The organism is Rhodococcus sp. NCIMB 12038, from assembly GCF_002165735.1.
Classification (GTDB): domain Bacteria; phylum Actinomycetota; class Actinomycetes; order Mycobacteriales; family Mycobacteriaceae; genus Rhodococcus_F.
Map to the genome: position 1 here is coordinate 15003 of NZ_NHML01000022.1, position 25702 is coordinate 40704.

The 25702-nt window shown below is 64.5% G+C and carries 27 protein-coding genes; 12 read left to right on the forward strand and 15 right to left on the reverse strand.

What is annotated here, in order from left to right; genetic code table 11:
- The first annotated feature begins 23 nt into the window (after positions 1-23).
- The 6 genes from CA951_RS29035 (at position 24) to CA951_RS29060 (ending at position 5529) form a co-directional block, all read left to right on the forward strand.
- Positions 24-425, forward strand: coding sequence for a Zn-ribbon domain-containing OB-fold protein (locus CA951_RS29035; RefSeq protein WP_087560255.1), 402 nt, complete (start codon positions 24-26; stop codon positions 423-425).
- A complete protein-coding gene (locus CA951_RS29040) occupies positions 422-1627 on the forward strand; it encodes a thiolase family protein (protein WP_087560135.1) in 1206 nt (401 codons plus the stop codon). The genes CA951_RS29035 and CA951_RS29040 overlap by 4 nt, the downstream gene beginning before the upstream one ends.
- The gene (locus CA951_RS29045; RefSeq protein ID WP_087560136.1) at positions 1627-2784 is read left to right on the forward strand and encodes an acyl-CoA dehydrogenase family protein; all 1158 of its coding nucleotides are present in this window, start codon (positions 1627-1629) and stop codon (positions 2782-2784) included. Before CA951_RS29040 ends, CA951_RS29045 begins: the two co-directional genes overlap by 1 nt.
- Entirely contained in the window at positions 2784-3791 is a 1008-nt protein-coding gene (locus CA951_RS29050; RefSeq protein WP_087560137.1) for an acyl-CoA dehydrogenase family protein, read from the forward strand. Before CA951_RS29045 ends, CA951_RS29050 begins: the two co-directional genes overlap by 1 nt.
- A gap of 70 nt (positions 3792-3861) precedes the next feature.
- The gene (locus tag CA951_RS29055) at positions 3862-4713 is read left to right on the forward strand and encodes an acyl-CoA thioesterase II (RefSeq protein ID WP_087560138.1); all 852 of its coding nucleotides are present in this window, start codon (positions 3862-3864) and stop codon (positions 4711-4713) included.
- 72 nt (positions 4714-4785) lie between these two features.
- Positions 4786-5529 carry a histidine phosphatase family protein gene (locus tag CA951_RS29060; protein ID WP_087560139.1) on the forward strand — a complete coding sequence of 248 codons (744 nt, stop codon included), beginning with the start codon at positions 4786-4788 and terminating at the stop codon, positions 5527-5529.
- A 69-nt stretch (positions 5530-5598) separates the two neighbouring features.
- Here the strand turns inward: CA951_RS29060 and CA951_RS29065 are convergent, their stop codons facing one another.
- The 3 genes from CA951_RS29065 to CA951_RS29070 form a co-directional block, all read right to left on the reverse strand.
- The gene (locus CA951_RS29065; protein ID WP_087560140.1) at positions 5599-6678 is read right to left on the reverse strand and encodes a porin PorA family protein; all 1080 of its coding nucleotides are present in this window, start codon (positions 6676-6678) and stop codon (positions 5599-5601) included.
- Between the two features lie 395 nt (positions 6679-7073).
- Positions 7074-7226: a hypothetical protein gene (locus CA951_RS43550; protein WP_179220338.1), complete on the reverse strand. Its 153-nt coding sequence runs from the start codon at positions 7224-7226 to the stop codon at positions 7074-7076.
- Positions 7227-7607: 381 nt separating this feature from the next.
- Positions 7608-8345 carry an SDR family NAD(P)-dependent oxidoreductase gene (locus CA951_RS29070; RefSeq protein WP_087560256.1) on the reverse strand — a complete coding sequence of 246 codons (738 nt, stop codon included), beginning with the start codon at positions 8343-8345 and terminating at the stop codon, positions 7608-7610.
- A 242-nt stretch (positions 8346-8587) separates the two neighbouring features.
- Here CA951_RS29070 and CA951_RS29075 point away from each other — a divergent pair, with 242 nt between their 5' ends.
- The 4 genes from CA951_RS29075 (at position 8588) to CA951_RS29090 (ending at position 12170) form a co-directional block, all read left to right on the forward strand.
- Complete coding sequence (locus CA951_RS29075) at positions 8588-9148, forward strand: nuclear transport factor 2 family protein (protein WP_087560141.1); 561 nt, start codon at positions 8588-8590, stop codon at positions 9146-9148.
- 318 nt (positions 9149-9466) lie between these two features.
- Positions 9467-10636: a hypothetical protein gene (locus CA951_RS29080; protein WP_087560142.1), complete on the forward strand. Its 1170-nt coding sequence runs from the start codon at positions 9467-9469 to the stop codon at positions 10634-10636.
- A complete protein-coding gene (locus CA951_RS29085; RefSeq protein WP_087560143.1) occupies positions 10636-11709 on the forward strand; it encodes a phosphotransferase in 1074 nt (357 codons plus the stop codon). The genes CA951_RS29080 and CA951_RS29085 overlap by 1 nt, the downstream gene beginning before the upstream one ends.
- Positions 11706-12170, forward strand: coding sequence for a hypothetical protein (locus CA951_RS29090; RefSeq protein WP_087560144.1), 465 nt, complete (start codon positions 11706-11708; stop codon positions 12168-12170). Before CA951_RS29085 ends, CA951_RS29090 begins: the two co-directional genes overlap by 4 nt.
- A 15-nt stretch (positions 12171-12185) precedes the next feature.
- Here CA951_RS29090 and CA951_RS29095 read toward each other — a convergent pair whose 3' ends face one another.
- The 11 genes from CA951_RS29095 to CA951_RS29145 all read right to left on the reverse strand — a co-directional run bounded on the left by CA951_RS29095 (position 12186) and on the right by CA951_RS29145 (position 23333).
- The gene (locus tag CA951_RS29095) at positions 12186-12950 is read right to left on the reverse strand and encodes a tyrosine-protein phosphatase (RefSeq protein ID WP_087560145.1); all 765 of its coding nucleotides are present in this window, start codon (positions 12948-12950) and stop codon (positions 12186-12188) included.
- A gap of 25 nt (positions 12951-12975) precedes the next feature.
- Positions 12976-13740 (reverse strand): enoyl-CoA hydratase/isomerase family protein, encoded by a 765-nt coding sequence (locus CA951_RS29100; protein ID WP_087560146.1) that lies wholly within the window; start codon positions 13738-13740, stop codon positions 12976-12978.
- Positions 13733-14890 (reverse strand): acyl-CoA dehydrogenase family protein, encoded by a 1158-nt coding sequence (locus CA951_RS29105; protein WP_087560147.1) that lies wholly within the window; start codon positions 14888-14890, stop codon positions 13733-13735. The genes CA951_RS29100 and CA951_RS29105 overlap by 8 nt, the downstream gene beginning before the upstream one ends.
- Entirely contained in the window at positions 14883-16061 is a 1179-nt protein-coding gene (locus CA951_RS29110) for a MaoC family dehydratase N-terminal domain-containing protein (RefSeq protein WP_256974131.1), read from the reverse strand. Before CA951_RS29110 ends, CA951_RS29105 begins: the two co-directional genes overlap by 8 nt.
- Before the next feature lie 44 nt (positions 16062-16105).
- The gene (locus CA951_RS29115) at positions 16106-17023 is read right to left on the reverse strand and encodes an SDR family oxidoreductase (RefSeq protein ID WP_087560149.1); all 918 of its coding nucleotides are present in this window, start codon (positions 17021-17023) and stop codon (positions 16106-16108) included.
- Between the two features lie 69 nt (positions 17024-17092).
- The gene (locus tag CA951_RS29120) at positions 17093-18358 is read right to left on the reverse strand and encodes an acyl-CoA dehydrogenase family protein (RefSeq protein WP_256974142.1); all 1266 of its coding nucleotides are present in this window, start codon (positions 18356-18358) and stop codon (positions 17093-17095) included.
- 5 nt (positions 18359-18363) lie between these two features.
- Positions 18364-19359, reverse strand: coding sequence for an alpha-ketoacid dehydrogenase subunit beta (locus CA951_RS29125; protein ID WP_087560151.1), 996 nt, complete (start codon positions 19357-19359; stop codon positions 18364-18366).
- On the reverse strand, positions 19356-20387 hold the full coding sequence (locus CA951_RS29130) for a thiamine pyrophosphate-dependent dehydrogenase E1 component subunit alpha (protein WP_256974132.1): 1032 nt from the start codon (positions 20385-20387) through the stop codon (positions 19356-19358). The genes CA951_RS29125 and CA951_RS29130 overlap by 4 nt, the downstream gene beginning before the upstream one ends.
- 29 nt (positions 20388-20416) lie before the next feature.
- Positions 20417-21778: an aromatic ring-hydroxylating dioxygenase subunit alpha gene (locus CA951_RS29135; protein WP_256974133.1), complete on the reverse strand. Its 1362-nt coding sequence runs from the start codon at positions 21776-21778 to the stop codon at positions 20417-20419.
- An 8-nt stretch (positions 21779-21786) separates the two neighbouring features.
- Positions 21787-22044 carry a hypothetical protein gene (locus tag CA951_RS29140; RefSeq protein ID WP_087560154.1) on the reverse strand — a complete coding sequence of 86 codons (258 nt, stop codon included), beginning with the start codon at positions 22042-22044 and terminating at the stop codon, positions 21787-21789.
- 2 nt (positions 22045-22046) lie between these two features.
- Positions 22047-23333: a cytochrome P450 gene (locus tag CA951_RS29145; protein ID WP_256974134.1), complete on the reverse strand. Its 1287-nt coding sequence runs from the start codon at positions 23331-23333 to the stop codon at positions 22047-22049.
- Between the two features lie 220 nt (positions 23334-23553).
- Between CA951_RS29145 and CA951_RS29150 the strand changes: the two genes are divergently transcribed.
- Positions 23554-24111, forward strand: coding sequence for a MarR family winged helix-turn-helix transcriptional regulator (locus CA951_RS29150; RefSeq protein WP_087560156.1), 558 nt, complete (start codon positions 23554-23556; stop codon positions 24109-24111).
- Positions 24112-24436: 325 nt separating this feature from the next.
- Here the strand turns inward: CA951_RS29150 and CA951_RS29155 are convergent, their stop codons facing one another.
- Positions 24437-25042, reverse strand: coding sequence for a TetR/AcrR family transcriptional regulator (locus CA951_RS29155; protein WP_087560157.1), 606 nt, complete (start codon positions 25040-25042; stop codon positions 24437-24439).
- 94 nt (positions 25043-25136) lie between these two features.
- Between CA951_RS29155 and CA951_RS29160 the strand changes: the two genes are divergently transcribed.
- Positions 25137-25697, forward strand: coding sequence for a TetR/AcrR family transcriptional regulator (locus CA951_RS29160; RefSeq protein ID WP_256974143.1), 561 nt, complete (start codon positions 25137-25139; stop codon positions 25695-25697).
- Positions 25698-25702 lie beyond the last annotated feature (5 nt).

Here is a 25702-nt window from a genome sequence, read left to right on the forward strand (position 1 = left end):
ATACGCAGATCGGACGGATCATCATGCCGGGACAGATTCCGGTCGTCGATTACCTGGTGCTCGGCGACCCTCCCCATCTCCAAGCGAGGATGTGCGCGCACTGCGATGCGCTCTTCTTCGATCGCCGCAACGCCTGTGCCCATTGTGGTCAGCGTGACTTCACCATGAAGGCCCTCTCGAGCACCGGCCAGCTGCGCGGCTACACCCAGGTCCACCGGGCAGCAGCCTCGATTCCGGTGCCGTACATCTCCGCCATCGTCGAACTCGACGGTGGTGGCGTCGTCAAGGCAAACCTTCTCGACGCCGAACTGGACGACATCACCCCCGGTCTCGCCGTCACCATGACGACATTCGTGGCCGGCGTCGACGACGACGGAACCGAGGCGATCGCATTCGGGTTCATGCCCGCGAAGGAGCACAAGTGAGTAGCGGCGACATCTGGATCATCGGTGCGTCCATGACGCCGTTCGGCCGTCACGACGACAAGGACCTCATCGACCTCGCTGCCGAGTCTGCGCTCGCCGCGCTCGCCGATGCCGACGTATCGATCAACGACATCAACATCCTCACCATGGGTAACGTCTACGAGGCGAACTCCCACAACGGACAGCGGCTGCAGAAGCAGATCGGCCAGACTGGCATCCCGGTCTACAACGTCGTGAACGCCTGCGCGACCGGTGCTACCGCCCTGCGCGTTGCACTGTTGTCGATCAAGGCCGGTGAATCGGATATCGGCCTGGCCGTGGGCGTCGAAAAGATGGGCAAGGGAGGCTTGATCGGCGGTGCCGCCAAGAAGCGCGACGCCAAGAAGGTCTACAGTCCCAGCGGCCGCTACGGCTCGGTTCTCAAGACCGAAGGAATCCTCGGCACTGGAATCATGCCCGGCGTCTTCGCTCAGGCCGGGACCGAATACGCCCTTGCGCACGGGGTCACCGCCACCCATTTCGCCAAGGTCGCCCAGAAGAATCACGCCCATTCCGTGCTCAATCCGCTGGCGCACTATCGCAAAGAGTTCAGCCTCGACGACATCCTGAACGCCGATGTCATCGCGTTCCCCAACACTCTGCCGATGTGCTGCCCCAACACCGACGGCGCGGCCAGCGTGGTCGTGGTCTCCGATGCGAAACTGAAGACCATGGATCCCGATATCCGCAGGCGAGCCGTCAAGATCTCGGCGTCGGTACTGACCTCCGACCCCTGGGTGGAAGGCGGCCAGGTGCAGCCCGACGTCAGCACGCTCACCCGAAACGCGGCCACCGCAGCGTATGAACAGGCCGGAGTCGGCCCCGCCGACCTCGACCTCGTCGAACTCCACGACTGCTTCGCGACCGCCGAACTGATCCACTACGACAACCTCGGCCTGTGCGAACCGGGCGGTGCCGGCGACTTCCTGGATTCCGGTGCGCCCTGGCGCGACGGAAAGACCCCGGTCAATGTGTCGGGCGGTCTGCTGTCCAAGGGTCACCCCCTCGGCGCTACCGGAATCGCGAACATCTACGAGGTCGCGACACATCTTCGCGGTGAGGCAGGAGAACGCCAGATTCCCGGGGCGAAAGTCGGGCTCACCCACGTCATCGGACTCGCATCGGCATGTGCCGTTCACATCCTCGAGGCAGGTGTGCACTAATGACCACGATCCAGCCGGCACTTCGCAGCGACATGTCGATCGACGAGTTGCGGACGGCCTTTCGCCGCTGGCTCACCGACCGGGCGGACTCGCTGGAGCAGTTCCGCGCGCTTCCGACGGACGTCGAGGGCATCTTCTCGACTCTCTCGAAGATGCAGCGTGAGCTCTACGAGGCCGGCTGGATCCGATTGGGCTGGCCCGAGGAGCTCGGCGGCCTGGGCGGCGTGACGGCGTTGCGTGCGGTCGTGAGCGAGGAACTGGCAGAGGCCGGTTATCCCCCGCCATTCTCGTTCGCAACCCAGGAAGTGCTGGGGCCCGCCATCGCTCGTTACGCCCGATCCGAACTCGCAACCGAGGTTCTTCCCCGCCTGCTGCGCGGCGAGGAAAGTTGGTGCCAGGGCTTCTCCGAGCCGGGTGCGGGCAGCGACCTCGCCTCACTGCGCACGAAGGCTGTCGACGCCGGTGACCACTGGGTCGTCAACGGCGAAAAGATCTGGACCAGCTGGGCACAGTTCGCCGATCGCTGCATCGTCCTGACCCGCACCGGGGCGGCCGACTCTGCTCATCGGGGGATCACGGCCCTTTTCGTCGACATGGACACACCGGGCATCACCGTGAGTCCGCTGGTCGCCATCACCGGCGAGGCAGACTTTTCCAGCCTCCATTTCGACAACGTGCAGGTGCCGAAGACCCGCACACTCGGCGAGGTCGGCAGCGGCTGGGCCATTGCAATGTTCATCCTCAGCTGTGAGCGAGGCGCCGCCGCCTGGCAACGGCAAGCATGGATGCGGTGGCGCCTGGACCGGCTCGTCGCGGACGCACCGGGACTCACCGACGCCCGCGCAGGTGAAGCATTCGAGCTCATCACGGCACTGCGCCTGCTCTCTCGACGCACGCTGCGCTCGCTTTCGGCGGGACGAGATCTCGGCGTCCTCCCCTCGTTCGACAAGTACCTGATGTCGACCGCCGAGAAATTCCTGTTCGACTCGGCGCTGCAAGCGATGCCGGAGACCCTGCTCCTTCGAAACGATCGCGAGTCGAAAGACTGGCGCACCGATTACCTGTACTCACGAGCATCCTCAATATATGGCGGCGCGAAGGAAATTCAGCGCAACGTCATCGCCGAGCGGATCCTCGGCCTTCCCCGGGAGAAATGATGGACACAGACGAAAAAGATCTGTTTCGCACCAGCCTGGAGAAAGTGGCCGCATCAGCAGGTCCCGACGCCTGGCCCGCCGCTGTCGCGGACTTCGGCTGGCACGAACTGCTCGAAGAGGATGCGGAAACCGCCGTCAGCATTCTGTCGGACCTGCAAGGCCGATTCCTGCCCCACACATCCTTCGTCGACGACGTGGCACTGGCTGCGACCAGCCGAACCGACTGGAACCGTCACCCCGAGGCACCGGTCACTCGCACAGTCTTCCCCGGACTCGGAACGGCCCGGGTCGGGAGCATCCTCACCGGCGGACCCGCGACGGACTCGGGTGACTGCACCGTAGCGGTGGCGGGAGTCGTCTCGATGGACCCCCGCGCGACCTCGTCCCTGCTCGTTCCCGCACTGGACGGGAGCGCCCTCGCCATCGTGACGGTGCCCTTCCACGACGAGGACCTGACTCTCGAGCCGGCGGGAATCGAGCCGGAATCAGGGTGGACCCGCGTCGCAGGCACCGTGGCGGGCAAGATCGTCGCAACGGGAGCGGAGGCCGCCGACCTCTGGCAGGCCATGCGCGGCGCGGCATACCGGGCCCTGGCGTACGAACTGAACTCGATCGGACGGGAGATGCTCGCGGCCACTGTCGAGCACGTGTCCTCACGAAAACAGTTCGGCCGCGAACTCGGTAGCTTCCAGGCCGTGAAGCATGCGCTCGCCGATACCCGAGTGTGGCAAGAATGCGCCGAGCTGGCCGCCGACGCCGCGTGGGAGAGCGCCACCCCGCAAGCAGCCATCCTCGCAAAAACACTCTCCGGCCGCTTCTTCCGCAGTGCCGCAGAAAACTGCCAGCAGTTGTTGGGAGGCATGGGGTTCACCTGGGAGCACAGCTTCCACCGGTACCTCCGCCGCGGCCTGATTCTGGAACAACTGCTCGGCACCTCCGCCGAGCTTCGCGCCGAACTCGGCGCGACGGTCAAGAGCGGCGACATGCCCGTGCTCGCCCCACTGTGATCATGCGGGACGCGGGCTCCACCCGAAACCGGCCAGGCGGTCGGGAATCGACACCCGTACCGGAGAAACTATGACGTCGACAGTGGCCGAGGTGGTCGGCCTCCTCACCCTCGAGGAGATCGCTCCCCACACGTTCCGCGGCCCACAACCCGACGAAGATCGACAGCGGGTCTTCGGCGGCCAAGTCGCCGCGCAAGCCCTCATGGCGGCGTCCCACACTGTCCAGGGTCGCGTACCGCACAGCCTTCACGGCTACTTTCTGCGGCCGGGTAATCCAACCGTTCCAATTGTCTACACCGTCGACTGCCTACGGGACGGCGGAGCGTTCTCGGCGCGCAGAATCACTGCGACCCAGGATGGCACCGCCGTCTTCGAGGCGCTGGTCTCGTTCAGCGCACACATCAGCGGCATCGACTACCAGGAGCAGATGCCTGCTGTCCCGCAGCCGGACAGCCTTGTCCGTATCGAAGCGCAACTCGCTCCGTACGCCGACGAATATGACGGATGGTGGATTCGCCGGCGCCCCTTCGACATGCGCTACGTGAATGCACCGCCACGCGTCGCATTGGATCTCGACGTCGCGCCGCCACCGCAGAGCAGACTCTGGCTCCGCCCCGACGGCGAGGTTCCGAACGATCCCATCGTCAACAGCTGCCTTCTCACCTTCGTCAGCGACCTGACCTTGCTGGACTCGGTCATGCTGCCGGCGCGCAAGACTTCCCGAGGTCCAGGAATCGTCGCCTCCCTCGATCACGCGATCTGGTTCCACCGGTCGGCGAATTTCTCTGATTGGCTTCTCTACGAACAACACTCGCCGAACGGCACGGGCGGACGCGGACTAGCGTCCGGGCGCATCTTCAACCGTTCGGGAGCGTTGGTTGCGACCGTCATGCAAGAGGGATACCTCGGCAAAGGGACGTGACGTAGCCGGCGCTTCGCCGCAACCACAGTCGTTCCCTCCAATGATCCCAACCACATCCACGAAGGGAAACACATGTACCGGCGGCTCTCCACGATTCCCGCTGCGGCGGCAGCCCTCACCACCGCATTCTGTTTGACGGCCTGCGCCACGACCCAGGATTCCGCTCAAAGCGCCGAACAGACAACCACTCGCAGCGAGACGGCTCCGATCACGCTCACCCTGATGCGCCACGCCGAGTCTGCAGGCAACGCATCCGGACTCATCGACACCTCGGTTCCCGGGCCCGGAATCACCGACAAGGGCAGGCAGGAGGCACAGGCCGCCGCCGACAGATTCTCCGGCCAAGACTTCGACGGTGTGTACGCGTCCTCGATGGTACGCACGCAGCAAACCGCCGAGTACATGGCCCACGACGTGAGCGAGCCCGTCGAGGTGCTCCCCGGTCTCCGAGAAATCGAAGCCGGCCAATACGAGGGCCAGCCGGAAGCCACAGCTCAAAGTACCTATCTCGCAACCCCGGTCAGTTGGTTGCAGGGCCACCGCGACGATCGGATTCCCGGCTCGATCGACGGCAACGAGTTCGATCAGCGTTTCGACGACGCCGTGGAGCAGATATTCGACAGCGGGGACACACACCCCATCGCGTTTGCCCACGGCGGCTCGATCATGATCTGGACGTTGATGAACGTGAACAACCCGGATCCCAGCTTGCTGAAGACCAATCCTCTTCGCAATACCGGGTACGTCGTCATCACCGGGACCCCGGACACCGGATGGACCCTGGTGGACTGGAACGGTACGCCGATCGCTCACTGATCCCGCGAGTGCACGACAAGATGGGTGGGCCATGCCGTGTCGGCAAGGCCCACCCATCTCGGGTCGGATCTACACGCGCGCCGCTTGCTCCGTGCGAACCGGCGTGGCGGAGACCGGCTTGCGCCAGCGAGCCGCCGCGATCACGATGAGGAGAACACCCAGGACGGCAAGCCCGATGGGAAGCCATACGCCCAGGACCGACAGCAACGAGCCGTTCTTCGACAAGTCGCCCGCCAAGGCGGTGATTTCACTGTCCGCGGTGTGCAGTTTCACCGTCGAGAGCGGAAGCACGGGAACATCCTCGCCGTTGACCGGGACGGTCACGTACATGCTCTGCGCCTGATTCACATCCAGAGGTGCGCCGAATCGCTGGTCCACTGCCAGAGTCGCGACGTTGGCGCTGCCGAATCCGAGGTCGAGAACTTCGGGCAGGTTGGCGAGATTGTCCTGCAGGACTGCGCGGGATTCGTCGGGGACAACGCCCGCCTGCAGAAGGCCGGCGACGACGGCCTTGGGGAACTGCGACGGGAAGTCCTTGAACTGCGCCAGTACCGCCGGGCTCGCAATGGGACCGGACGCGTTGACCTCGTAGTTGTTCACCTCACGCCCCTCGAGAGTTCCCGAATCGACGAAGGTCGCTGCCTGCCCGGACCGAGTGACGGCGTCGTACAGGAGGTTACCGTCCTCCGCGGGCTCCATCGGGAAGCTGAACGCGATGCCCTCGTGGTCCTCGAATGTGGCCTTGTCGTCCGCAGGCACCAGGGTCTCCTTCTGCTCATCGGTGAGCGGGACCGGTGCGTAGTCCACGCGACTGACGGCGTAGCTGTGCACGTCCTTCTGCGTCGACCCGTCGGGCAGGGTGATGGTGGTGTTGCTGGTGACGATGGCGGTGTCACCGTCTGTCGCATCCACCGACAGGGATCGGTCGGCGGTGATCGGCATCTCCGGGGTGATCAGATTCGCGAGGTCGTTGGCCGCAAACGCCTGTGGGTTCAGTGCACTCATCGTCCCCTCGTACTTCTGGCTCTGGCTCAGATCGGCCGGAAGCTTCGTCAGTGAGGGGAGAGCAACGAATCTGATCACGCCGGCCGCTACGACGAGCGCCAGGCCGACCACTAACAGCACTATCGATGACCTGCGGATTGACATGCAGAACTCCTCGTGTGGGTGAGCGAAATACGATCGAGACAGCACCGCGAAATCGGGGGACCCGATTACCGCCGATGGGTACCGACCCGGATGGTCTGCATCCGTGGGCCCGACTCGACCAGGCGAATTGTGACGCCAGTCACCCATCATAGTCGGCTTATGGACTATTTGTAAGTAGACTTTGCAGTAGAATTTCGAATCGGACCACGGAGCCCGTACCCAGCCTCCGATGAAGCCCCGACAGAATGATGATCGACCGCATACGGCAGCGTTCCGAGGCACACTGCGGTACCCCATGCCTCAACAGATGTGATCAAATCTGTTCTTGAGCATGGCATTTCGCTTTGCACGCGCCGCGTGGGGCATCTATCACGACTCACGCGCCCTATGGAATATCACTGGTGGATGGCCACACTCGGAACTGCCGGCACGCGGGACACGGCGTCCTGCAGGCCCGCAAGCAGCGCGAGTGCAGTCACCAGTCCCCCACCGACCGCTATTCCGACATCCGAGAATTCGATCAGGGCCGAATCCGCAGTCGCCGACACAGCAACGACTTGCGCCCCCGTAGCTCGACTGGCCTCCACAGCCGCCGTGGTGCTGGGATTCAGTCCACTGAGGCTCACCGCCAGGAGCACGTTCGGATCGGCTCCGGACGGCAGCCGGTGCGCTGGACTCGTTCGCTGTCGACAGAGACTTGCGGCAAGCCGACTCTCCGCTCTGACATGTCCGCAAGTGTGTTGCGTAGGGCCACGGCGGCAGAGGCCGGGCCGCCCGAACAGGTCGGAGCCGACTCGTGGGCCGAGGCTCCGAGTTCCCGTAAGAGCGCGTCGCGGAGCTGACCGAACCCGTTATACCCCAATCTGCGGCACGTCCTGCGGCCGCTCCACCCCACGCTTTACCGATGCAGTTGCGCGGCAGGCAGTTCCTCAGCCCCGCTGCGCGGCTTGGAGGAATCGCACCGTGGCTTCCGACAGACCACCGTCGACGTACAGCACCTGCCCCGTTACGTACCGGGCGTCCTTCGACGCGAAGAAGGACACCACGTCCGCGATATCTTCGGGCGCGGCCCTGCGGCCCAGCGGCACCAGCGAATTGAACCGTTCCTCACGGGCAGGGTCGGCCATCGCGGCCGTCCCTTCCGTGGCCACTCCGCCGGGGGCCACGGCGTTGAATCGCACACCGGACTGGGCGAATTCCACTGCACACAGCTTGGTCAACGACACCACCGCCGCTTTCGACGGCGAGTAGGCGCCGGTCCCCGGTGTCGGCACCTTCGCCGCCATCGACGCGATGTTGACCACCGAGCCGCCGGACGCCGTCAATTGGGGAAGCAGTTGCTGAGTGAGGAGCAGCGGGCCCACCACGTTTACGTCCATCACCCGACGGAACTGCGCGATGTCGACATCCGCCAGCGACGCTGCGGGGAAGATGCCCGCGTTGTTCACCAGCACATCGAGGTCGTCCACGGTCGCCGCGAGCTCGTGCACTGCGTCCGGGTCCGATATGTCGCACGCCGCCGCTCGACCACCGACTTCTGCGGCCGTCGCCTTCGCCGTCTCTGCATCCAGATCGACGACGATGACGGAGTATCCGTCTTCGGTCAATCGTCGCGCGATCGCACGTCCGATGCCTTGCCCCGCGCCTGTGACCAACGCTGTACTCACTCGCCACACCTCTCTGAAGAACATGGTCAGCTCGTCGCGAACGAGCCGTCCGCGACAACAGTCTATTGATAGATAGTGCATTGCGCGACTATTGCGCTTATGTCAGTCTGACACTCCGGCACCCCCGTGGCAATGGCCGCGGAGACAATTGCCGACGACTCGCTCGACGGTCGGCATCACAAGCCTTTACGACATCGTTGATCTGAGTTCTACTGGAACCACCCACAACGAGAGGTGACCGGATGATCACCCCATTGAGCCCACAGGCCGCCGAGACGTGGCGACTCCTCGCAGATCGCGCGGCCTCAGAGCAGAACCCGCGGCTACGCGCGAATCTGGAGGTCGTGGCACGGCATGTGGAGGCTGAAGTTCGAGGCGATGTGCCCGCACTGATGGCGACCCTCGTCGCAGAACCGCGGTATCAGGTCTGGGGCGCCTCGGCGAGTGTGGGACCGCAGGGTCATGACGAGGTGGCGAACTTCTACCGGGCGGCGATCGAGATCGGGAAGAACCGGCTCGAGTTCGAGATTTCCCGGGTCATGGTGGACGACGACACCGTCCTCACCGAGGGCATCTTCCGCCACGCATATTCGGGCGCCATGCTGACCGCTCGTGGCCACGACGGTCTACAGGACGATGCGAGCACGTGGTTTCTCGTGGAGTACCAGGCGCTGATCGTCTGGCCGATCAGCGCTGACGGGTTGATCCTGGGTGAAGACATGTATGCAGGCGAAGCGCCCCGAATCGTGCGGCCGCTCGGCGCGGGCGAACTCGATCACCTCGGCCCCGTCGACCGCGCCTGAGCGCTCGCGGCCGCCCGCGGCACACCTTCGACAACTGCTCTGGTGAGACGCCTCACACTACGATACGATAATCGTCACATAGACAATTGACGCCGCCAAGTGCTTCCGGTATTCGAAGGACGAGTTACCTGTCCACGGTGCGGCGCAACGTGATTCCGGTAGATGCCGACTCGGCGCACGCTCGTGGCTTCGATGCCTGCAACCCCCAGGAGTTCGGCGCAGCCGCATCGGCGGCGGAACCCGAGCACGCCACTGACAGCACGACCTCCCGCATCCGGCGTGCAGCCTGTGCGGAGCCCGTCGCGTGAAAGGAAGACCATGCTCAGCCCGTACGACGAACTTCCCGTCCACCAGACCTCCCACCCGCTGTCCGTAGTGTCCAACACGGACCCCGGATTCGACGACGGTTACTTCTTCAGTGTGTTCTCCGCCGACAAGGGGATCGTCTGCTTCCAGGGTCTGCGAATCAATCCCAACACCGACATCGTCGGTGGATACGTCGGCTTCATTCGCAATGGAGTGCAAAGGACCGTCCGGTTCAGCCGGACCTGGCGCGAACTGTGCGACACCGCCGTAGGCCCTTATCGCATCGAGGTCGTCGAACCCTACCGCGACATCCGTCTCACCCTCGACGACAACCCTTCCGGCATCCGATTCGACCTGCATTGGCTGGGCACCTCGCCGGCGTACGAGGAGGCGCACCATCTGGCAACCAATCGCGGGCGGCCGACCACGGACCAGACGAGATACTCGCAGGCAGGAACGGCGCGAGGATGGATCGACATCGACGGTGAGCGAATCGACGTGGACCCGGCACACTGGTACGGCAGTCGGGACCATTCCTGGGGGCTGTACCACGAGCGTCCCCCGCTTGCACCGAACCCGCGGTTCCTTCCCCCGCGGGAGGCGGAGGGCATCCCTCGCGCCCTGCGATTCTGGACCCTGTTCGGTTCCGATGAGCTGTCGGGGTTCTACGCCATCCACGAATCACCCGAGGGCAAGCAGGTACCGATGAACGACACCTTCGGCACTCCCTTCGAGGGCAGGCTTCACATCGGATGGGACAAGGAGACCGTCGATCTGGTTGGTGGCTCACACGAACTCGAACTCGTACCCGGCACGAAGCTGTTGCGAGCGGGGACGGTCACCCTGCACGATGCCGACGGAGGGAAATGGGTGCAGCACGTCGAGCCGGTGTCGCCGCCATGGGTCACCGCCACCATCGGTTACCAGGCCGGCAGCTGGAAGGATGGCGGGTCGATGCGCACCTACCACGGCCCCGGGGTCAGCGTGGAGTGGGACGAATTCGATTTCGCGAAGCAGCCTTTCGATCACACGATGTATGACGGCACCGTCTACCGCAATCTGCACGGCAAGGAATACCTGTCTCGGGTGACCACGATCGCCCCCGATGGTCGACGATGGGTCGGCGCCGGCCATACCGAATTGTTTCTCGACGGCCCCTTCTCACCGTACGGGTTGCAGTGATGGCACAACTCGGGGAAATCGACTTCGTCGAGCGGTGGTTCCACGAACGACTCGTCGAGATCGATCCGCAGGCAACCGATATTCGAATCGACTCGGTCGAGCGGCTTTCGCGGGGTGTGTCGCGCGAAACATGGGCGGCGGCCGGCACCGTATGCACTGCCGGAGTGTGGACACCGCGGCAGTTCGTCGTCCGCCGCGACCACGCCAGTGGGAGTGCCATCCCGACCCCACTGCAGACCGAGTACGACGTCTACCGACTTCTGCGTGATTCGGAAATTCCCACGTCGACGGCGCTGTGGTTCGAAGACGACGCCGAGTGGTGCCCGGACGCGAGACCTGCGTACGTTCGCTCGCACGTCTCCGGCGACTGGAGGCTACCCTTCATCGGCAACACCGACGAGGCGTATGACGACGTCCGAATTGCCGCGTCGAAGGAACATCTCGACAAGCTCGCACTCGTGCACACCGCCGACTGGAAAGGTCTCGGGTTCGGCGACATCTTCGCGGTACCGGCCTCTCCGGCGGATTGCGCGGAGAACCTGATTCGCGCAAACCTGGCTCAGCTGGCTCAATTTCAGTTCGAGCCGAGCCCGGCGCTTGCCGAAGGCGTCGCTCGCCTTCTACAGGTGGCTCCGAAAGACTGCCCGCACATCACGCTGTGCAAGGGAACCAACGGTCACGGCGAGGAGGTCTGGTCGGACGGGCGCATCGTGGCGATGTCCGACTGGGAACTCGCCGCGCTCGGTGATCCGGCGTACGACTTCGCCCAGATTCAGGAAATGATCCCCGAAATCGAACGGCACGGACGGCGCCTCTGGGGTCTTCCCGAGGCGCTGGCCTACTATCACGACCGCACCGGCATCGAGGTCACCGTCGAGCGGATCGACTATTACCGAGACCTGTACGGGCTGCTGCAGTTTCTGTACACACACCACGCGGCCGCCCAGGTCCGACGTCAACAACGGCCCCCGTTGCGGTTCGTGTGGAACGCCGCCGAGATCGGATTCCACAGTGAAGTGCGTTTGGCCGCCACGTTCGGCAGCGCGCCCGGGAAAGTGAGGTCTTCGCAATGATCTATCCCACCACGGATGTGGTTCTCGCCTCGATCATCGACGCCGTCGAAACCGACATCGCTCCGCACGTGCACGACGAGTACGCCGCGAGTGTGTGCAAGACCGTGGCCCAGATGCTGCGCTCGGTGCGAGTTCGCGCATCCGAAGAAATTCCGGCCCTCCACGCCGGCAACGACGAGTTGCGGAGGATCCTCGCGACGGCCCTGGACCGAAGCGATCAGCGCGCAGACGTCCGCGCATCCCTCACCGCAGCGCTCGACCAAACCCCCGCACCCCGTCACCCCGACCTGGCGGAGCTTCAGGACGATGCGATCCGCCTCCGCGCCGCATTGACCGCCGTCATCGACGCCATACCCGACGAATCCCACCCCACCCGTCAGGCGGCGCGAGAATACGTGCGGCACCAACTCGAGCGCGAACAACGCTGGCAGCAGGACGCATTCACAGGCCCGCGACGGTAGCGCAGGGCGCCGAGGTCAGCCACCGGCCGTGAGCAACTGCCGGATCCGAGTGACCTCGGCACCCCGCCCGATCGACTCGACGAAGTCGTCGAAGGATCCGTGATCGCCGCGGAACGCGTCGAGGAACCCGAGCATTACCTCGGGCGGCGTGTACACCATCGATTCCTCGTCCTTGACGATCGTGGCCATCGCCACCGGGTCGTTGGCGCGCATCCATTCGAGACTTCGTCGCATACCCGCGGAGCTGCGCGCATAGTCCTCGGCGATGTGCTCGTCCGGAACGCCGAGGATCCCGAGAAGGACGGCGACGACAATCGCCGTCCGATCCCGTCCCGAGGTGCAGTGGATGATCGCGGGCATTCCCGCGTCGGTGGCGAGTAGGGTCAAGACCGCCGCGATCATCTCGCTGCCCTCGGCAAACATGGCACGGTACGCGTCGATCATCGGTTCAGGGGTACGCCATCCCTCCGACTGGGATCTCGTCGGCAAGGTCTCCCACGCCACGAGCGGCATTGCGTACGTTTCCGGGTCCCGTTCGTACCACGAGCACATACCTTGCTGATCCACCTCTTTGGGGGTCCGCAAGTCGATGATCGTCCTAAGGCCGATATCCGACAGCTGGCGCTGGTCGATTCGGTCGAGCCGCACAAGTGCGTCCGATCTGAACAGCATGCGCTCACGAATCGAGGTCCCGGAGGCAGTGGGAAGCCCTCCGAGGTCCCGGAAATTGAAACACCCACCGAGCTGGATTCCATTGGGACTGGTCGCACCCGACACCATGCTGATACCGCTCCTGACCGTCGAATTACGGGTTCCGGAAATTGGGAACTTGCTTCTTCATCCTGGCGCGGCCGGCGACCCGCGCCTCCTGGCCTTTGAAGCTGACCGACTGGCCGAGCGCCTCCCGGTCGATCGCCTGTCGAAACGACGACTCCGTCGACACATTGACCAGGCTTTTCATCATTGCCAGCGCTGATGTCGGACCGTCCGCCAACGTCTGCGCCCAGTCCTGGACGAAGTCATCGAGTTCGATGGCGGGTACTGCGCGATTGGCGATCCCGATCTCCGCGGCTTCCTTGCCGGACAGCTGGCGCCCGAAGAACAGGAGCTCCTTCGTCTTCGCGACTCCGATGAGGCGGGGCAGGGACCACGACGCCCCGCCGTCAGCAGAGATGCCGAGGTTCGCGAAGGTCTCGCCGAAGACGGCATCGTCTGCCGCCACGACGAGGTCACAGCACAACGCGAAGTTGCATCCGAACCCGATGGCGGGTCCGGCAACCTTCGCGATGGTGGGTCGCGGCAGCTCATGGAGGAGCGTGCACAACTGACCCACCCGACGCATGAAGGACAGTTCGTCCGGCAACAGCGGTGCCCCGAGGTCCATGCCGGAGCAAAACGCGCCACCGGCTCCGGTGACCACGACCGCACGGTCGTCGGGCGTTCGGGCGATCTCCTCCAGGGCCGAGATCGCCTCTTCCACGAGCTCACCGGTGAGCGCGTTCTTGCGCTGCGGACGGTTCAGCGTGAGCGTCACGACCCCCTCGGAGCGGGCGACCAGAACGTCAGACACGCCTCTCTCCCAACCCGGACAACCGAGCTACCCGCTCTCGGTGCTCATCCGCGGTGCCGAGGTACAGTTCGCCGAATTTCGCCCGGCGATAGTACAGGTGTGCGTCGTGCTCCCACGTGAACCCGATCCCACCGAAGACGTGCAGCGTTTCCTCGGCGATGTGCATGAATGCGTCGGCGCACACGGACTTCGACACGCTCGCCGCAATCGCAAATGCGGTCGCATTCTCGGGTCCGGGGCTGTGCAGCCACTTCTCTGCCGCCGATGCCGCGGCATCAGCGGCGGACCGTGCCATCTCCAGCTCGAGCAGCACGTCGACGAGCGTGTGCTTGATGGCCTGGAAGCTGCCGATCTTGCGATCGAACTGCACGCGTTGCTTCACATAGGCAACGGCCTGGTCGAGGCACTGCTGGCCCGCCCCCACCAGCTCCGCCGAGAGCAGGGTGACGGCCAGGTCGAGTCCACCGGCGACGGCCTGCGACGCAGCATCACCGACGGCCAGGAGTGTCGCCGGAGTGTCCTCGAATTCGACGACGCCGAGTGGGCGCACCAGATCGAGCGACTCCAGCGTCCGCCTCTGCAGCCCGGAAACGTCGGCGTCCACCGCGAAAAGGCCTGTTCCGGTGGGAGTAGCGGCGGTGACGAGAATGATGTCGGCGGCCGCGGCATCGACGACGAAGCCCTTGGCTCCGGTGAGGTGCCATTCTCCGTTCTTCTCCGTGGCTGCGGTCGAGCGGGGAGGCAGGAACCATCCGGAGTCGATCTCGTGGAACGCTACCGTCGCGACCACCGCCCCGTCGGCGACCTTCTGCAGCAGCCGCTGGGCGTCTGGTGCATCGCCGCACCCCAGCAGGATCGCCGAGGCCAGTCCCACTGTGGAGAACAGCGGCACCGGGGACAACGCACGGCCCGTCTCCTCGAAAACCGCGGCAGCGTCGGCGACCTGTGCGCCGGCGCCGCCGAGATCCTCCGCTACCAGCAGACCGGCGACGCCGACTTCTTCGGCGAGCGTTCGCCACAGACCCAGGTCGCAACCGTCCCCGGACTCCGCGGTCGATTCCAGCCACCCGCGAACATCCCGATGTCGTGCGATGACGCTGCGGACGGCGGACCGCAACTGCTCACGCTCTTCGAACATCACGTCAGACATGAGAGCGAATGCTTTCGCTTGCTCGTGCCCGGATCGCGACCGGCGACTTCGGTGTGGTGCGGCTCGGCAGCGCCACGACAGCGGTTCCCGGCATCACGTTGTCTCCCCGCTGGTTCCGGGCGTACGTTTCGAGTTCGACGATGTACTCACCGTCTTCGTCGACGCGTTTACCCGTCACCGTCCCGCCGAGTTCGATGACGTCGCCGAGGTAGACGAACCCTCGGTATTCCGCGGTCACATGCTTGACCCAGGCGTTGTCGCCGCACCAGTGCGTGAGCGCCAGGATCTGCCAGCATTGGCGCTGGAATCCGACGTCGTACTGGTAGGCGACGCCCATCGCGTTGGCCGCGGCCTGGTTGTAGTGAACCGAGTAGATCGGCTCACGCGCCTTGGTCACCGGATCACGGAACGCCCACGCCGGGTGCGCCGCATAGTCGTGCGCCGCTGATGCGTTCGCTTTCAGCCGCGGAATGGGTGCGCCGCCACCGGCCACGAACGCGACCTCGTCGGTGAGCCCGATCGGGCCCTTCGTCATGGTCGAGACCGCATCACCGATCGTGACGTCCTCCCACCACAGAGGATTCTCACCCCGCGGCTTTTCCGCCACCACCCGGCGTTCGACGTCTTCGATCTCCTCGACGGTCCAGCGGTGCGGTACCTGGATGTCGCGCTTCTTGCTCTTGCTCCGCGCGGCGCCTCGTTCGTAATTGACAACCTGCCAGCGGATTTCGGCGACATCCTGGCCCAACTGGTTGACATAGGTGTTGGTGAAGGAGTCGGTGACCATCTTGCCGGCGAAGTTGCTGGGCCGCGGGCCGGTGAATCCGTCGTAGCGGCAGGTGGAACTGATCTTGTCGTTCCAATAGATGGGTGCGGCGAGGTCCATCTGGGTCGCGCAGTGGAAGGCGCCGAGGCCCGGCCAGCCGAACTGGATTCCCGAGAAACAGCCGATCGAGAACGAGGGCGGAGCAACCGGAGCGCCGTAGTCGGAGCGCCGTCCGTGGTCCGCGTCCGTCCAGAGGGGGTTGACGTCCCCGATGCCGCCGGCGAACTTCGCCACCGCGATGCGGGTTGCCTCCTCGTTGTTCACCGAATGGTCGATCCGCAGCTGTGCGCCGATCTTCGCGGTCATCGAGGCGATCATCGCGTCGTCGATGACCGCTTCGGGCATCCGAGCCTCTTCCGTCTCCGGTGCAGACTGGATGGCGCCGGCGGTCACTTCTTACCTGCGTTCGGGTTCGCGGTCCACTTCTGGCCCGACGGGATTCCGGCGTCCTGAACGGCCTTGGCCAGATCGGAGACGGTCCAACGCCCTTCCGTCTGCAGCTTCCAGGCCGGATCCTTCTCCCACGGCTTGATCCGCTGCACGCGGCTGCCACCGACGAGGAAGACCTCGCCCGTCAGTTCGGATTCCGGCGACGCCAGGAAGACGACGAACGGGGAGACATTCGCGGGATCCCACCGATCGAACTTGCCTTCGTCCGAGGACAGCGCATCACCGAAGGCGCTGACCGTCAGGCGCGTACGCGCCTGCGGGAGGATGGCGTTGACCCGAACTCCGTACCGCTCCAACTCTTTCGCGCTGACCTGCGTCAGGGATGCGATCGCGGCCTTGGCGGCGGCGTAGTTCGCCTGCCCCGGGTTGCCGAAGACCCCCGACTCACTGGAGGTGTTGATCACCGAGCCGTTGACCGACCGTCCCGCCTTGCTCTCTTCGCGCCAGTACCGCGCGGCAGCGCGGGTGACCAGGAACGTTCCGCGGAGGTTGACCCGCACCACGAGATCCCAGTCGTCGTCGTCGATGTTGACGAGAACCCGGTCGCGCAGGATGCCGGCGTTGTTGATGACGACGTCGAGGCGGCCGAACGAGTCGATGGCGGTGTCGATGATCCGCTGGGCACCGGCCGCATCGGCGACGTCGTCGCCGTTCGCGACGGCCTCTCCGCCATTCGCGCGGATCTCGGCTGCGACCTCCTCAGCGGGGGTCGACGCCGCGCCGGTACCGTCCTGTCCGCCGCCGAGGTCGTTGACGACGACCTTGGCGCCCTCTGCCGCCAGCAGCAGTGCATGTTCACGGCCGATTCCTCGACCTGCGCCCGTCACGATTGCGACGGAATTGTTCAAGCTTCCCATGTGAAACTCCTCGAGTGTGTATGGATGCCGGGGCCCGCCCGCAGGCCGGCCACGGCGCCGAATGGGCAGTCAGCCCTTGGTCGATGTGCTCGTCGCCGGGGCCGGTTCCTTCGGCAATCCCAGGACTCGCTCTGCAATGATGTTCCGCTGGATCTCGTCCGTTCCTCCACCGAGTCGGAATCCCGGTACCCCCAGCACGAACTCGGACCAGGAGTACGTTCCCCACTCGCCGGTATCGGCGAGCAGTTTCGGTCCCAGCGCCTGGCTCACGAGATGGGCGAGTGCGGCCAAGTTTCGAGTGAGCGCCAGCTTCGACAGAGACATCTCGGGTCCGGGTAGCTGACCGGCCTTCGCAGCGGCCTCCGCACGCGCTCTCATCGCCTTCGCCGCGGCAACGCCGGAATAGACCTTGGCGTATGCCTGACGGATCGACGGATCGAATTGTGCACCCAGCTGGACGAGCATTCCGGCGAGGCGGTTCATGTCGAACAGCCCGCTTCCGCCGCCCGCGGATCCTCCGATGGCGCCGCGTTCGTGCATGAGCGTCGCGAGAGCAACCTGCCACCCCGCGTCGACCTCGCCGAGCCTGTACGCGTCGTCGACACGAACGTTCTCGAGAAAAACCTCGTTGAAGTCGGCACCACCGGTCATCTGCCGGAGCGGACGTACTTCGACGCCGGGTGCGTGCATGTCGATCACGAATGCGGTGAGGTTCTGGTGGCGCGGGGCCGGTGACGTCCTGGCAAGGAGCAGACCCACATCCGAGTAGTGCGCCCCAGAGGTCCACACCTTCTGTCCGCTGATGATCCAATGGTCGTCGACCCGGGTGGCCTTCGTCTTGACAGCCGCCAGATCCGACCCTGCAGCGGGTTCGCTGAAGAGCTGGCAGCCCACCGCGTCACCCCGGTAGAGGGCCTTCAGCCACCGCTCCTTGGCGGTGTCGGAGCCGAATTGGTCGAGAGTGGGTCCGACCATGCCGAGGCTGACTCCGAGCGGTGAGCGCGACGGCGTCTCGTAGTTCCGCTCGATCTGCAGGTATGCCTTCTCGTACTTCGACGGCAGTCCGCGACCGCCCCATTCTCGTGGACCGCGGATCCATCCGAAGCCGGCGTCGAAGACCGTACGCCGCCACTCACATGCCTCCTCGGCGTCCTCGGCCGTCGCGCCCCGGAAGAGGCTGAACGTGTCGTCGCCCTCACCCCAGGACTCGGCGGTGCGCGGTCGCCGCGGCTGCGCGGCACCGTCGAGGAACTCCTTCGCGGCGGCCCGGAAGTCGTCGAGCGAGGGGATGTCGGTGTCACCGCCGACGGTTCCGGTTGTCTCGATCGTCTGCATGCCGCTCACATCAGTTCCTCGACACTGCGGACGATCTTCGCCACCGTCGGATAGCCGGACAGTGCGGACGAGAACGGGACGGGCGAGTAGTCACTGCCCACGCGCTGCACCGGTGCCACCAGTTCGTTGAAGAGCTCTTCGTGGATCCGTGAGCTGATCTCGGCGCCCGGGCCACAGAATTGGGTCGCCTCGTGCACCACGACCGCACGTCGGGTCCGCTCCACCGAGGACAGGATGGTGTCGAAGTCGAGGGGAACAAGGGTCCGCAGGTCGATGACCTCAGCCTCGATGCCCTTGGCCGCAAGTTCCTCGGCTGCCTGTGCGACCACGGGTACCTGCGGTCCGTAGGTGATGAGGGTGACGTCTCGTCCGGGGCGCAGCACGTTCGCCTGTCCGAGCGGGATGCTGTAATGCCCGGTCGGCACGTCTTCCTTCTTGCTGTAGGCGAGCGAGATGTGCTCGATGTACAGGCACGGGTCTTCCGATTCGAGGCAGGCCGCGAGCAGGCCCTTCGCGTCTGCCGGCGAGGACGGCATCACCACGTTGATTCCGGGGGTGTGCATGAACCAGGCCTCGAGCGACTGGGCGTGCTGAGCGCCGAACCGGCTGCTGCCCACGACCGTTCGGACGGTGATCGGCGTCGGCGTGGCTCCGCCCGTCATGTACCGGAATTTCGCGGCGTGATTGACCACCTGGTCCATGCAGACTGCGATGAAGTCGAAGAACATGATTTCGGCGACGGCGCGGTATCCGCCGAGGGCGAGTCCCACCGCGGTACCGACGATCGCTTGTTCCGCGATCGGTGTCGACCGGACGCGTTCGACGCCGTACTTGGTCGAGAGTCCCTTGCTGACTTTGAATACGCCACCGGTGGGCTCGGCGATGTCCTCACCGAGGAGGATGATCTTCTCGTCGGCGGCCATCGCCACGTCGAGGGCGGAGTTCATTGCTGCCGCCGATGTCATCACGGCGGTCTCGGTGCTGCGTTCGATGGTGGTCACTTCACACTCCGTACCCAGGTGTCGTCGGCAAAAACGTCGGTGAACAACTCGTCCTCGCCGGGGAGCGGGCTGTTCTCCGCGAACTGGAAGGCGTCCGCGACGTAGGCTTCTGCCTCCCGGTCCAGCTCGTCGATTCGCTCGCCGGTCGTCAGCCCCTGATCGATCAGCCACGAGCGGAATGTCGGGGCCGGGTCGCGCTTCATGGCAGCCTCCAGTTCGTCCCGGGGGACGTACGAGAAGTCGGCGGTTCCACTGTGTCCTGTCAGCCGGTAGGTGACGCATTCGAGGAAGGTGGGGCCCTCGTTTCGGCGCGCCCGCTCGACGGCGGTTTCGATGGCGTGCAGCGTCGCGAGCGGGTCGAAGCCGTCGACGCGTTCGGCGTGGATCGAATACGCGGCTGCTCGTTTCGCCAGTTCGACGGAGGGCGCGTACTCGGCGATCGGGGTGTGCTCACCCCATTGGTTGTTCTGGCAGACAAAGACGATCGGGAGCTTCCACAGAGCGGCGAAGTTCATCGCCTCGTGGTACGCGCCGATGGACGTGGCTGCGTCACCGAACGTGACGACGGTGGCCGCACCGCTCCCGTCGAGCTGATTGGCCAGCGCCAAACCCACCGCGATCGGGAGTCCCGAGCCGACGATGCCGGTGGTCGCCATGAATCCGACCGCGGTGTCGTGGAGGTGCATCGGGCCGCCCTTGCCCTTCGACGTGCCGTCGACCCGGCCGTACAGCTCGGCCATGATCGATCGGAGGGTGACGCCCTTGGCGAGAGCGTCGCCGAGGTTGCGGTACGTCGAGACCAATCGGTCCTGCGGGGTCAGTGCCGCGCCGATCGCCGCACACACCGCTTCCATTCCCCGCACGGGGTAGAAGGCAGCCTGGAGTCTGCCGGCCTTCGCCTCCTCCGTCGAGCGCTTGTCTGCGAGGGTCGTGGTGACCATCAAGCGGTACATCTGTTCGAGCACAGCGGTATCCGGTACTGATCCGGAATCCGTGGTCGTCGTGTGCGACAGCGTCTGTTCTGACATGTCGACCTCTCCGTCGTGTGTGATCACGCCTACTTACCGATCTGCTTGCGGTACAGGTCGTAGAAGTGGCGGATCTTGGTTTCCTGATACGCGCCGAACGTCACTCCCGGTTTGTTCTCGACGAGAGTGTGCAGCCCCTTCTGGACCCAGCCGACGTTGTATTCGTCCTGGAAGAACACCCGCGCCAGCGTCCCCAGTTCGTCGGCGTCGACGAAGGTCTCGTCCAGTCCCATTCGGCGGACCTTGGCCGGCGCCGGGCGCTCTCCCTGGAAGGGAGACAGAATGAGGCATTCCATGATGCAGGTTTCGGGGTCGTCGCCGTTGGGCTTGAACCGGTAGCACGTTCGGTTGTAGGCACCCCAGGGGTGGAAGTTCGGGTACACCGTGTAGAAGAAGGTGTCGACACATTCGGAGTCCGACAGGCTCTGCGCCTTGTCTCCCAGGGTGCCGGCCATGGCTTTGCGGGTTGCGTCGGCGATCACGGTCCGAGCACGGACGTCGTCGGGCAGCGTCTTGATCGGCGCGTCCTCGAGACCGAGGCCCATCATCGAATCGAAGATCTCTTGTTCGGTCGGCTGCACGGTGAGGTGCGGGCTCGGGGTGCCCCGCGGTGTAACCGCGCGACTGACGTTGTCCCAGTAGTCGTATTGGGAGTTGGCGTCGCCGATACCCTGCAGCAACTGTGGATGGGTGGTGACGACGTGGAAGGACTCCATGAACGCCTCCTGCGCCACCTTCCAGTTGCACGGCAGGACCTTCTCGACGTGCGCCTGGGTATACCGGTCCTCGAAGTCCCAGCGCGCGAACTGCGCCGGGATCTCTCCGAGGTAATCCAGGAGCGATTCTGCGTCACGGTCCATATTGACGAAGACGAATCCGCCCCACGTGTCCACCAGCACCTCGGGCAGCCCGAACTTGTCAGGTTCGATCTGCGGGAAGTCCCATTGAGCCGGAACATGTTTCAGAGAACCGTCGAGGCCCCAGCAGAACCCGTGGAACTGGCAACGCAGTTCGTGCACACTGCCGGGCTCCTCTCGAAGTTGCCGACCCCGGTGAAGACAGGCGTTGTAGTACCCCTTGATCTCGTCGGGCGCAGTGCGGACGAGGAGAATGGAGATGTTCGCGATGTCATAGATTTCGGTGTCGCCGACGTTCGGAATGAGTTCCTCGCGACAGGCGAACTGCCACGTCTTGCGCCAGATCTTCTCCTTCTCCAGCTCGTGGATCTCCGGTGAGAAGTAGAAGTACGCCGGGATATCTGCGGTTCCGAGATCGTGCGGCGACTCCATTCGGAGGAAGTCGGGCACTTGCTGGGTGTCGGCGTCCAGTAGGTCCTGGTAACTCACACCCGGCGAGCGGTCGATGCGTGTTCGCGGTTCGAGATCGGTCATAGCGTTGATCACACCTCCTTGGCGGACGGGGTCGGGGTCGATGCGTGGCTTCTCCCGAAACCCGAGGCATGTCGGGACACCACTGCCTTCTCGTGTGTGCCGACCCATCGGCACATCTCCGGATCTGCCGTGCGGACATCGCCGGAGACCCAGGCCCCGTATCGGTCGAAAATGCCGGTCTTGCCGTTCTTGTCCACCTCGACGAACGCGTCGGGGAGCGCCGAATAGATATGGCCGTTGAGTGGATGCCGAAGCTTGAAAACCATTGTTACACCACCTTGTGGAAGGTCAGCGGTAGCGCCTTCAATCCATGAAGGACAAAGTTGGGCAGGTACTTCACGTCGTGCGGGGCACAGTCGAGACGGATGTCGGCGAGCTTCGACAAGAGCGTTTCGACGCCGATCCGCGCTTCCATCCGCGCGAGAGGGGCACCGAGGCAGAAGTGCTCGCCTTTCCCGAACGCGAGATGTTGCCGCGACAGCGCACCTTCGAGGTCGAGGTCGTCACCGGCCGGGTAAGCCGACCGATCGCGATTCGCCGATCCGTACACCAGCCACAGGAGCGAGCCGGCGGGAATCGCGGTGCCACCGATCTCGACATCCGTGGTGGCGGTGCGGAAGAGCCCCTGTACGGGCGATTCCAGGCGAAGGACCTCCTCCACCAGTGCACGAATCTCGGTGTGGTCATTTCGCACTCGCGCCATGAGGCCCGGATTCGTGACGAGTGTGTGCATGACCGCGGCCAGCAGATTGGTCGTCGTTTCGTTTCCTGCGACCAGGAACTGGACGAGCATCTGGAGGATCTCGTTGAGCGTCAACGGTTCCTCGCCGTCCAAACGGGCATGAACGAGATCTGTGAGCAGGTCGTCCCGTGGTCTGGTGCGCCGATCGGCGACCTGACCGGTGAAGTAGTCGTAGAACTGATCGACTGCGGAGAACATGTCGTCGAGTTCGTCAGTGCTGAGGTTCAGGTTCCCGGTTCCGACGGTGAACGAATCGGACCACCACTTGAAGGTTTCCATCATGGACTCGGGGACTCCGAGGATGTTGGCAATAACGGTCATCGGAAGCTTGATCGCGAATTGCCGGACCAGATCGACGCGGCCGTCGTCGATGAAGGTGTCGATCAGGTCGTGGGAGATCGTGTGAACTTCCGGCTCGAGAGTGGCGATCCGCCTGGCCGTGAAGCCCTTGTTCACCAGTTTCCGTTGGCGCACGTGCAACGGCGGATCCGCATTGAGGAGCACCGCCGATCTACTGATCTCGAGGCGCCGTTCGACGTGGGCGCGCAGGGTGTCGGAGGCCTCGGGGTCGCCGGAGATCCTGCGGGCGAGCGGGGTGACCGAGGCCGGACCACTAGCCATCGCCGAGGAGTACGTCGTAGCGTCTCGCAGGACCGACACGACGTCGTCGTATCGGGTTACGACGAACGCGTTGAGCCGCTCGGCCCACACGGGCGCCTCTTCTCGGGCCTGCGAGTACGTCTCGTACGGGCAGCGGACGGTCTGCGGATTCAATTCGAACAGCCCGTCGAATCGAGTCTCGGTCACAGTCATGCTTCCTCCGTGCGAATGGCGACTACCACTGGCGCCGAGATTACTCTAACGATAGAACATTGACAAGAAGAGTGTTTTGGCATCCCGGGCGGCGGAAAACCGCTGCCACCGCCCCCTTGGAGCCTGCAGCTGTTAGCCTAGTTAGTCTAGAGATCGATTTTCATCAATCTGAGCATCCGTTGTGGGCTCTGAGACAGATGTGACTGAAGGAGATGCGACGGTGGCGCAGAAAGTTGCAAAAAAGAGGACGGCACGCAATGCCGAAATGACGGACGTCGAGAAGCTCGATCCCATGCAGTGGATCAAGTTCTACTGGCAGCAGCAGGCCGACGACGACCCGTATCCGTTCCTCGCGATGAGTTCGGTTCTACGCCTGCACCAGCTCATGACGTCGGTGCTGGAGCAGACGCTGAAAAAGGGTTTCGAGATGAGCCTGACGGATTACCTCATGCTCAAGACGCTTCAACTGAGCGACACCGGGACCCGCCTGCTCAGCCGAGTCGCATGGCATCTCCTGGTTCATGCGACGACGGTGACGATCGCGACGGATCGCCTCGAGGCCCGCGGGCTGCTGACCCGGCAAGCTCACCCGAAGGACCGGCGCGCCACGCTCGTCACGATCACGGACGAGGGCCGCGCACTCGTGGACGAGGCCACCGCGGCCTTGAGCGAGGTGGATTTCGGACTGCCCGGTCTGACCCGCGATCAGGCAGAAGCGCTCGTGGAAATCGTGGCTCCGATCCGCAAAGAAGCCGGAGACCTCGACCGCGCCCACTGAGGCGCTGATCCGGCAACGTCGGCGCCGATCGTCGACGGCGCTCGACATCACAGTGGGCACACCCGATGAACCCTGGTGCAGCCGACTGCTTTCAACAAATCCGGGGAGCTCGCGCTCTGCGCACGCGGAGGCACCGGCGGCACGGTTGCGCCGACTGTCGTATGCGTTGATCATGCGACCGCCTTCCACAGTGAGCTCCAGCAGGCAGACGAGCGCGCCACCGCGACAGCGGTGGTGACTCGGCTGAGACTTTACTTACTGGAGCATCACTCCAGTAAGTAACTTGGTGCCAAAGATACCTCATCGTGAGGTGTCCCACAACGGGTCAACGGCGGTCGTGCTGGAAACCGAGGCGTGCGACGAGACCGCTTGCGCACGCCGGGGCGTCGGCAGGCGTGAGAGTGCCTCCGAGAATGCCGCGAGCAAGTTCGCCGAGAACAGCCACGATTGCGGCCGCGACCACGCTGCGTTCGACGTCGTCGATGCCGTCGTCCCACGAATCCAGGAGGCGGGTCGCGACGGCTTCGGCGATGACCGCCTCACTCTCCCGCCGCTTGGCCTCCACGGCCGGCGTTACACCCGCTGCGACCACGTAATAGAGCTTTGCGCGTCTCGAGTGGCGGTCTCCGAGCCATTCGAGGAACCGCACGGCCAGGAGGTCGACGCGTTCGTGGGGGCCGGAAACAGGCACTGCGTTCTCCACCAACGCAACCAGCGCTTCGCCCACGTCTCCGGTCAACTGCTCGAGGACCGCATCCTTGGACGAGAAGTGGTAGTAACACGAAGAGGTCGACATCGCGGCGCGTCGAGCGATTGAGGCCATCGACGCGCCGGAGTAGCCTTTCTCCGTGAATTCGGTGAGCCCGGCTTCGAGCACGACGTCACGTCGCGACGGTCGATGAGCCGATCGTGCCTGCGCACCTCTGCTCATCTCGCCAATCCTTCCACACCCGCATGATCGGTACACCGTGACGACGACAGACACGCCCCGCCCAGCACATCGCCCGTCGAGACTCCCCGAGGTCGTGGAGGCCGCGGTACGCGTCTTCGGACGCAGAGGGCTCAGCGCCGTGACAATGGACGAGATCGCGGCCGAGTGGGGGGTGGCGCCGAGCGCCGTCTACTACCATTTCAGCAGCAAGGACGAGCTGTTCCACGCCGCTTTCGACGCGGTTCGCGACGATATCCAGACGATCACCGGCGGTGACGGATCACCCACAGCCACATTGCGTCAGGTAGTCACCGGCGTCTTCCGCTGGGCGCAGGAACACCCTGAGCGGGCGAACCTCTTGTGGGTCTACTCTGCCGGGGCGACTCCCGCGATGGCCGAAACGTGGGAGTCGTTCATCGACAGTCATGTCGACAACTTGTTCCGATATGCTCCCGACACGGTGGCACGGACGGCTCGGGTCGACGACCTGTCCCGCCGCGCGGCGCGCGCCGGGGTCGTCGCCGGCAACACGATCGCGCTCGACTGGATCTCCGGTCGCAGGTTCGCAGGCGTCGACGCGGACCGACTGGCCGAGAGCGTTGCATCGATGTTGGAACGGATGTTCACGCCGACTGGGCGAGGCGGAGCGAACTGACAACA

Bases quoted from the DNA above. Each gene is read 5' to 3' on its own strand.
- CA951_RS29035 (WP_087560255.1), top strand. From the start codon at position 24: ATGCCGGGACAGATTCCGGTCGTCGATTACCTGGTGCTCGGCGACCCT.
- CA951_RS29045 (WP_087560136.1), top strand. From the start codon at position 1,627: ATGACCACGATCCAGCCGGCACTTCGCAGCGACATGTCGATCGACGAG.
- CA951_RS29050 (WP_087560137.1), top strand. From the start codon at position 2,784: ATGGACACAGACGAAAAAGATCTGTTTCGCACCAGCCTGGAGAAAGTG.
- CA951_RS29055 (WP_087560138.1), top strand. From the start codon at position 3,862: ATGACGTCGACAGTGGCCGAGGTGGTCGGCCTCCTCACCCTCGAGGAG.
- CA951_RS29060 (WP_087560139.1), top strand. From the start codon at position 4,786: ATGTACCGGCGGCTCTCCACGATTCCCGCTGCGGCGGCAGCCCTCACC.
- CA951_RS29065 (WP_087560140.1), bottom strand. From the start codon at position 6,678: ATGTCAATCCGCAGGTCATCGATAGTGCTGTTAGTGGTCGGCCTGGCG.
- CA951_RS29075 (WP_087560141.1), top strand. From the start codon at position 8,588: ATGATCACCCCATTGAGCCCACAGGCCGCCGAGACGTGGCGACTCCTC.
- CA951_RS29080 (WP_087560142.1), top strand. From the start codon at position 9,467: ATGCTCAGCCCGTACGACGAACTTCCCGTCCACCAGACCTCCCACCCG.
- CA951_RS29085 (WP_087560143.1), top strand. From the start codon at position 10,636: ATGGCACAACTCGGGGAAATCGACTTCGTCGAGCGGTGGTTCCACGAA.
- CA951_RS29090 (WP_087560144.1), top strand. From the start codon at position 11,706: ATGATCTATCCCACCACGGATGTGGTTCTCGCCTCGATCATCGACGCC.
- CA951_RS29095 (WP_087560145.1), bottom strand. From the start codon at position 12,950: ATGGTGTCGGGTGCGACCAGTCCCAATGGAATCCAGCTCGGTGGGTGT.
- CA951_RS29105 (WP_087560147.1), bottom strand. From the start codon at position 14,890: ATGTCTGACGTGATGTTCGAAGAGCGTGAGCAGTTGCGGTCCGCCGTC.
- CA951_RS29110 (WP_256974131.1), bottom strand. From the start codon at position 16,061: ATGCCCGAAGCGGTCATCGACGACGCGATGATCGCCTCGATGACCGCG.
- CA951_RS29115 (WP_087560149.1), bottom strand. From the start codon at position 17,023: ATGGGAAGCTTGAACAATTCCGTCGCAATCGTGACGGGCGCAGGTCGA.
- CA951_RS29120 (WP_256974142.1), bottom strand. From the start codon at position 18,358: ATGCAGACGATCGAGACAACCGGAACCGTCGGCGGTGACACCGACATC.
- CA951_RS29130 (WP_256974132.1), bottom strand. From the start codon at position 20,387: ATGTCAGAACAGACGCTGTCGCACACGACGACCACGGATTCCGGATCA.
- CA951_RS29135 (WP_256974133.1), bottom strand. From the start codon at position 21,778: ATGACCGATCTCGAACCGCGAACACGCATCGACCGCTCGCCGGGTGTG.
- CA951_RS29140 (WP_087560154.1), bottom strand. From the start codon at position 22,044: ATGGTTTTCAAGCTTCGGCATCCACTCAACGGCCATATCTATTCGGCG.
- CA951_RS29145 (WP_256974134.1), bottom strand. From the start codon at position 23,333: ATGACTGTGACCGAGACTCGATTCGACGGGCTGTTCGAATTGAATCCG.
- CA951_RS29155 (WP_087560157.1), bottom strand. From the start codon at position 25,042: ATGAGCAGAGGTGCGCAGGCACGATCGGCTCATCGACCGTCGCGACGT.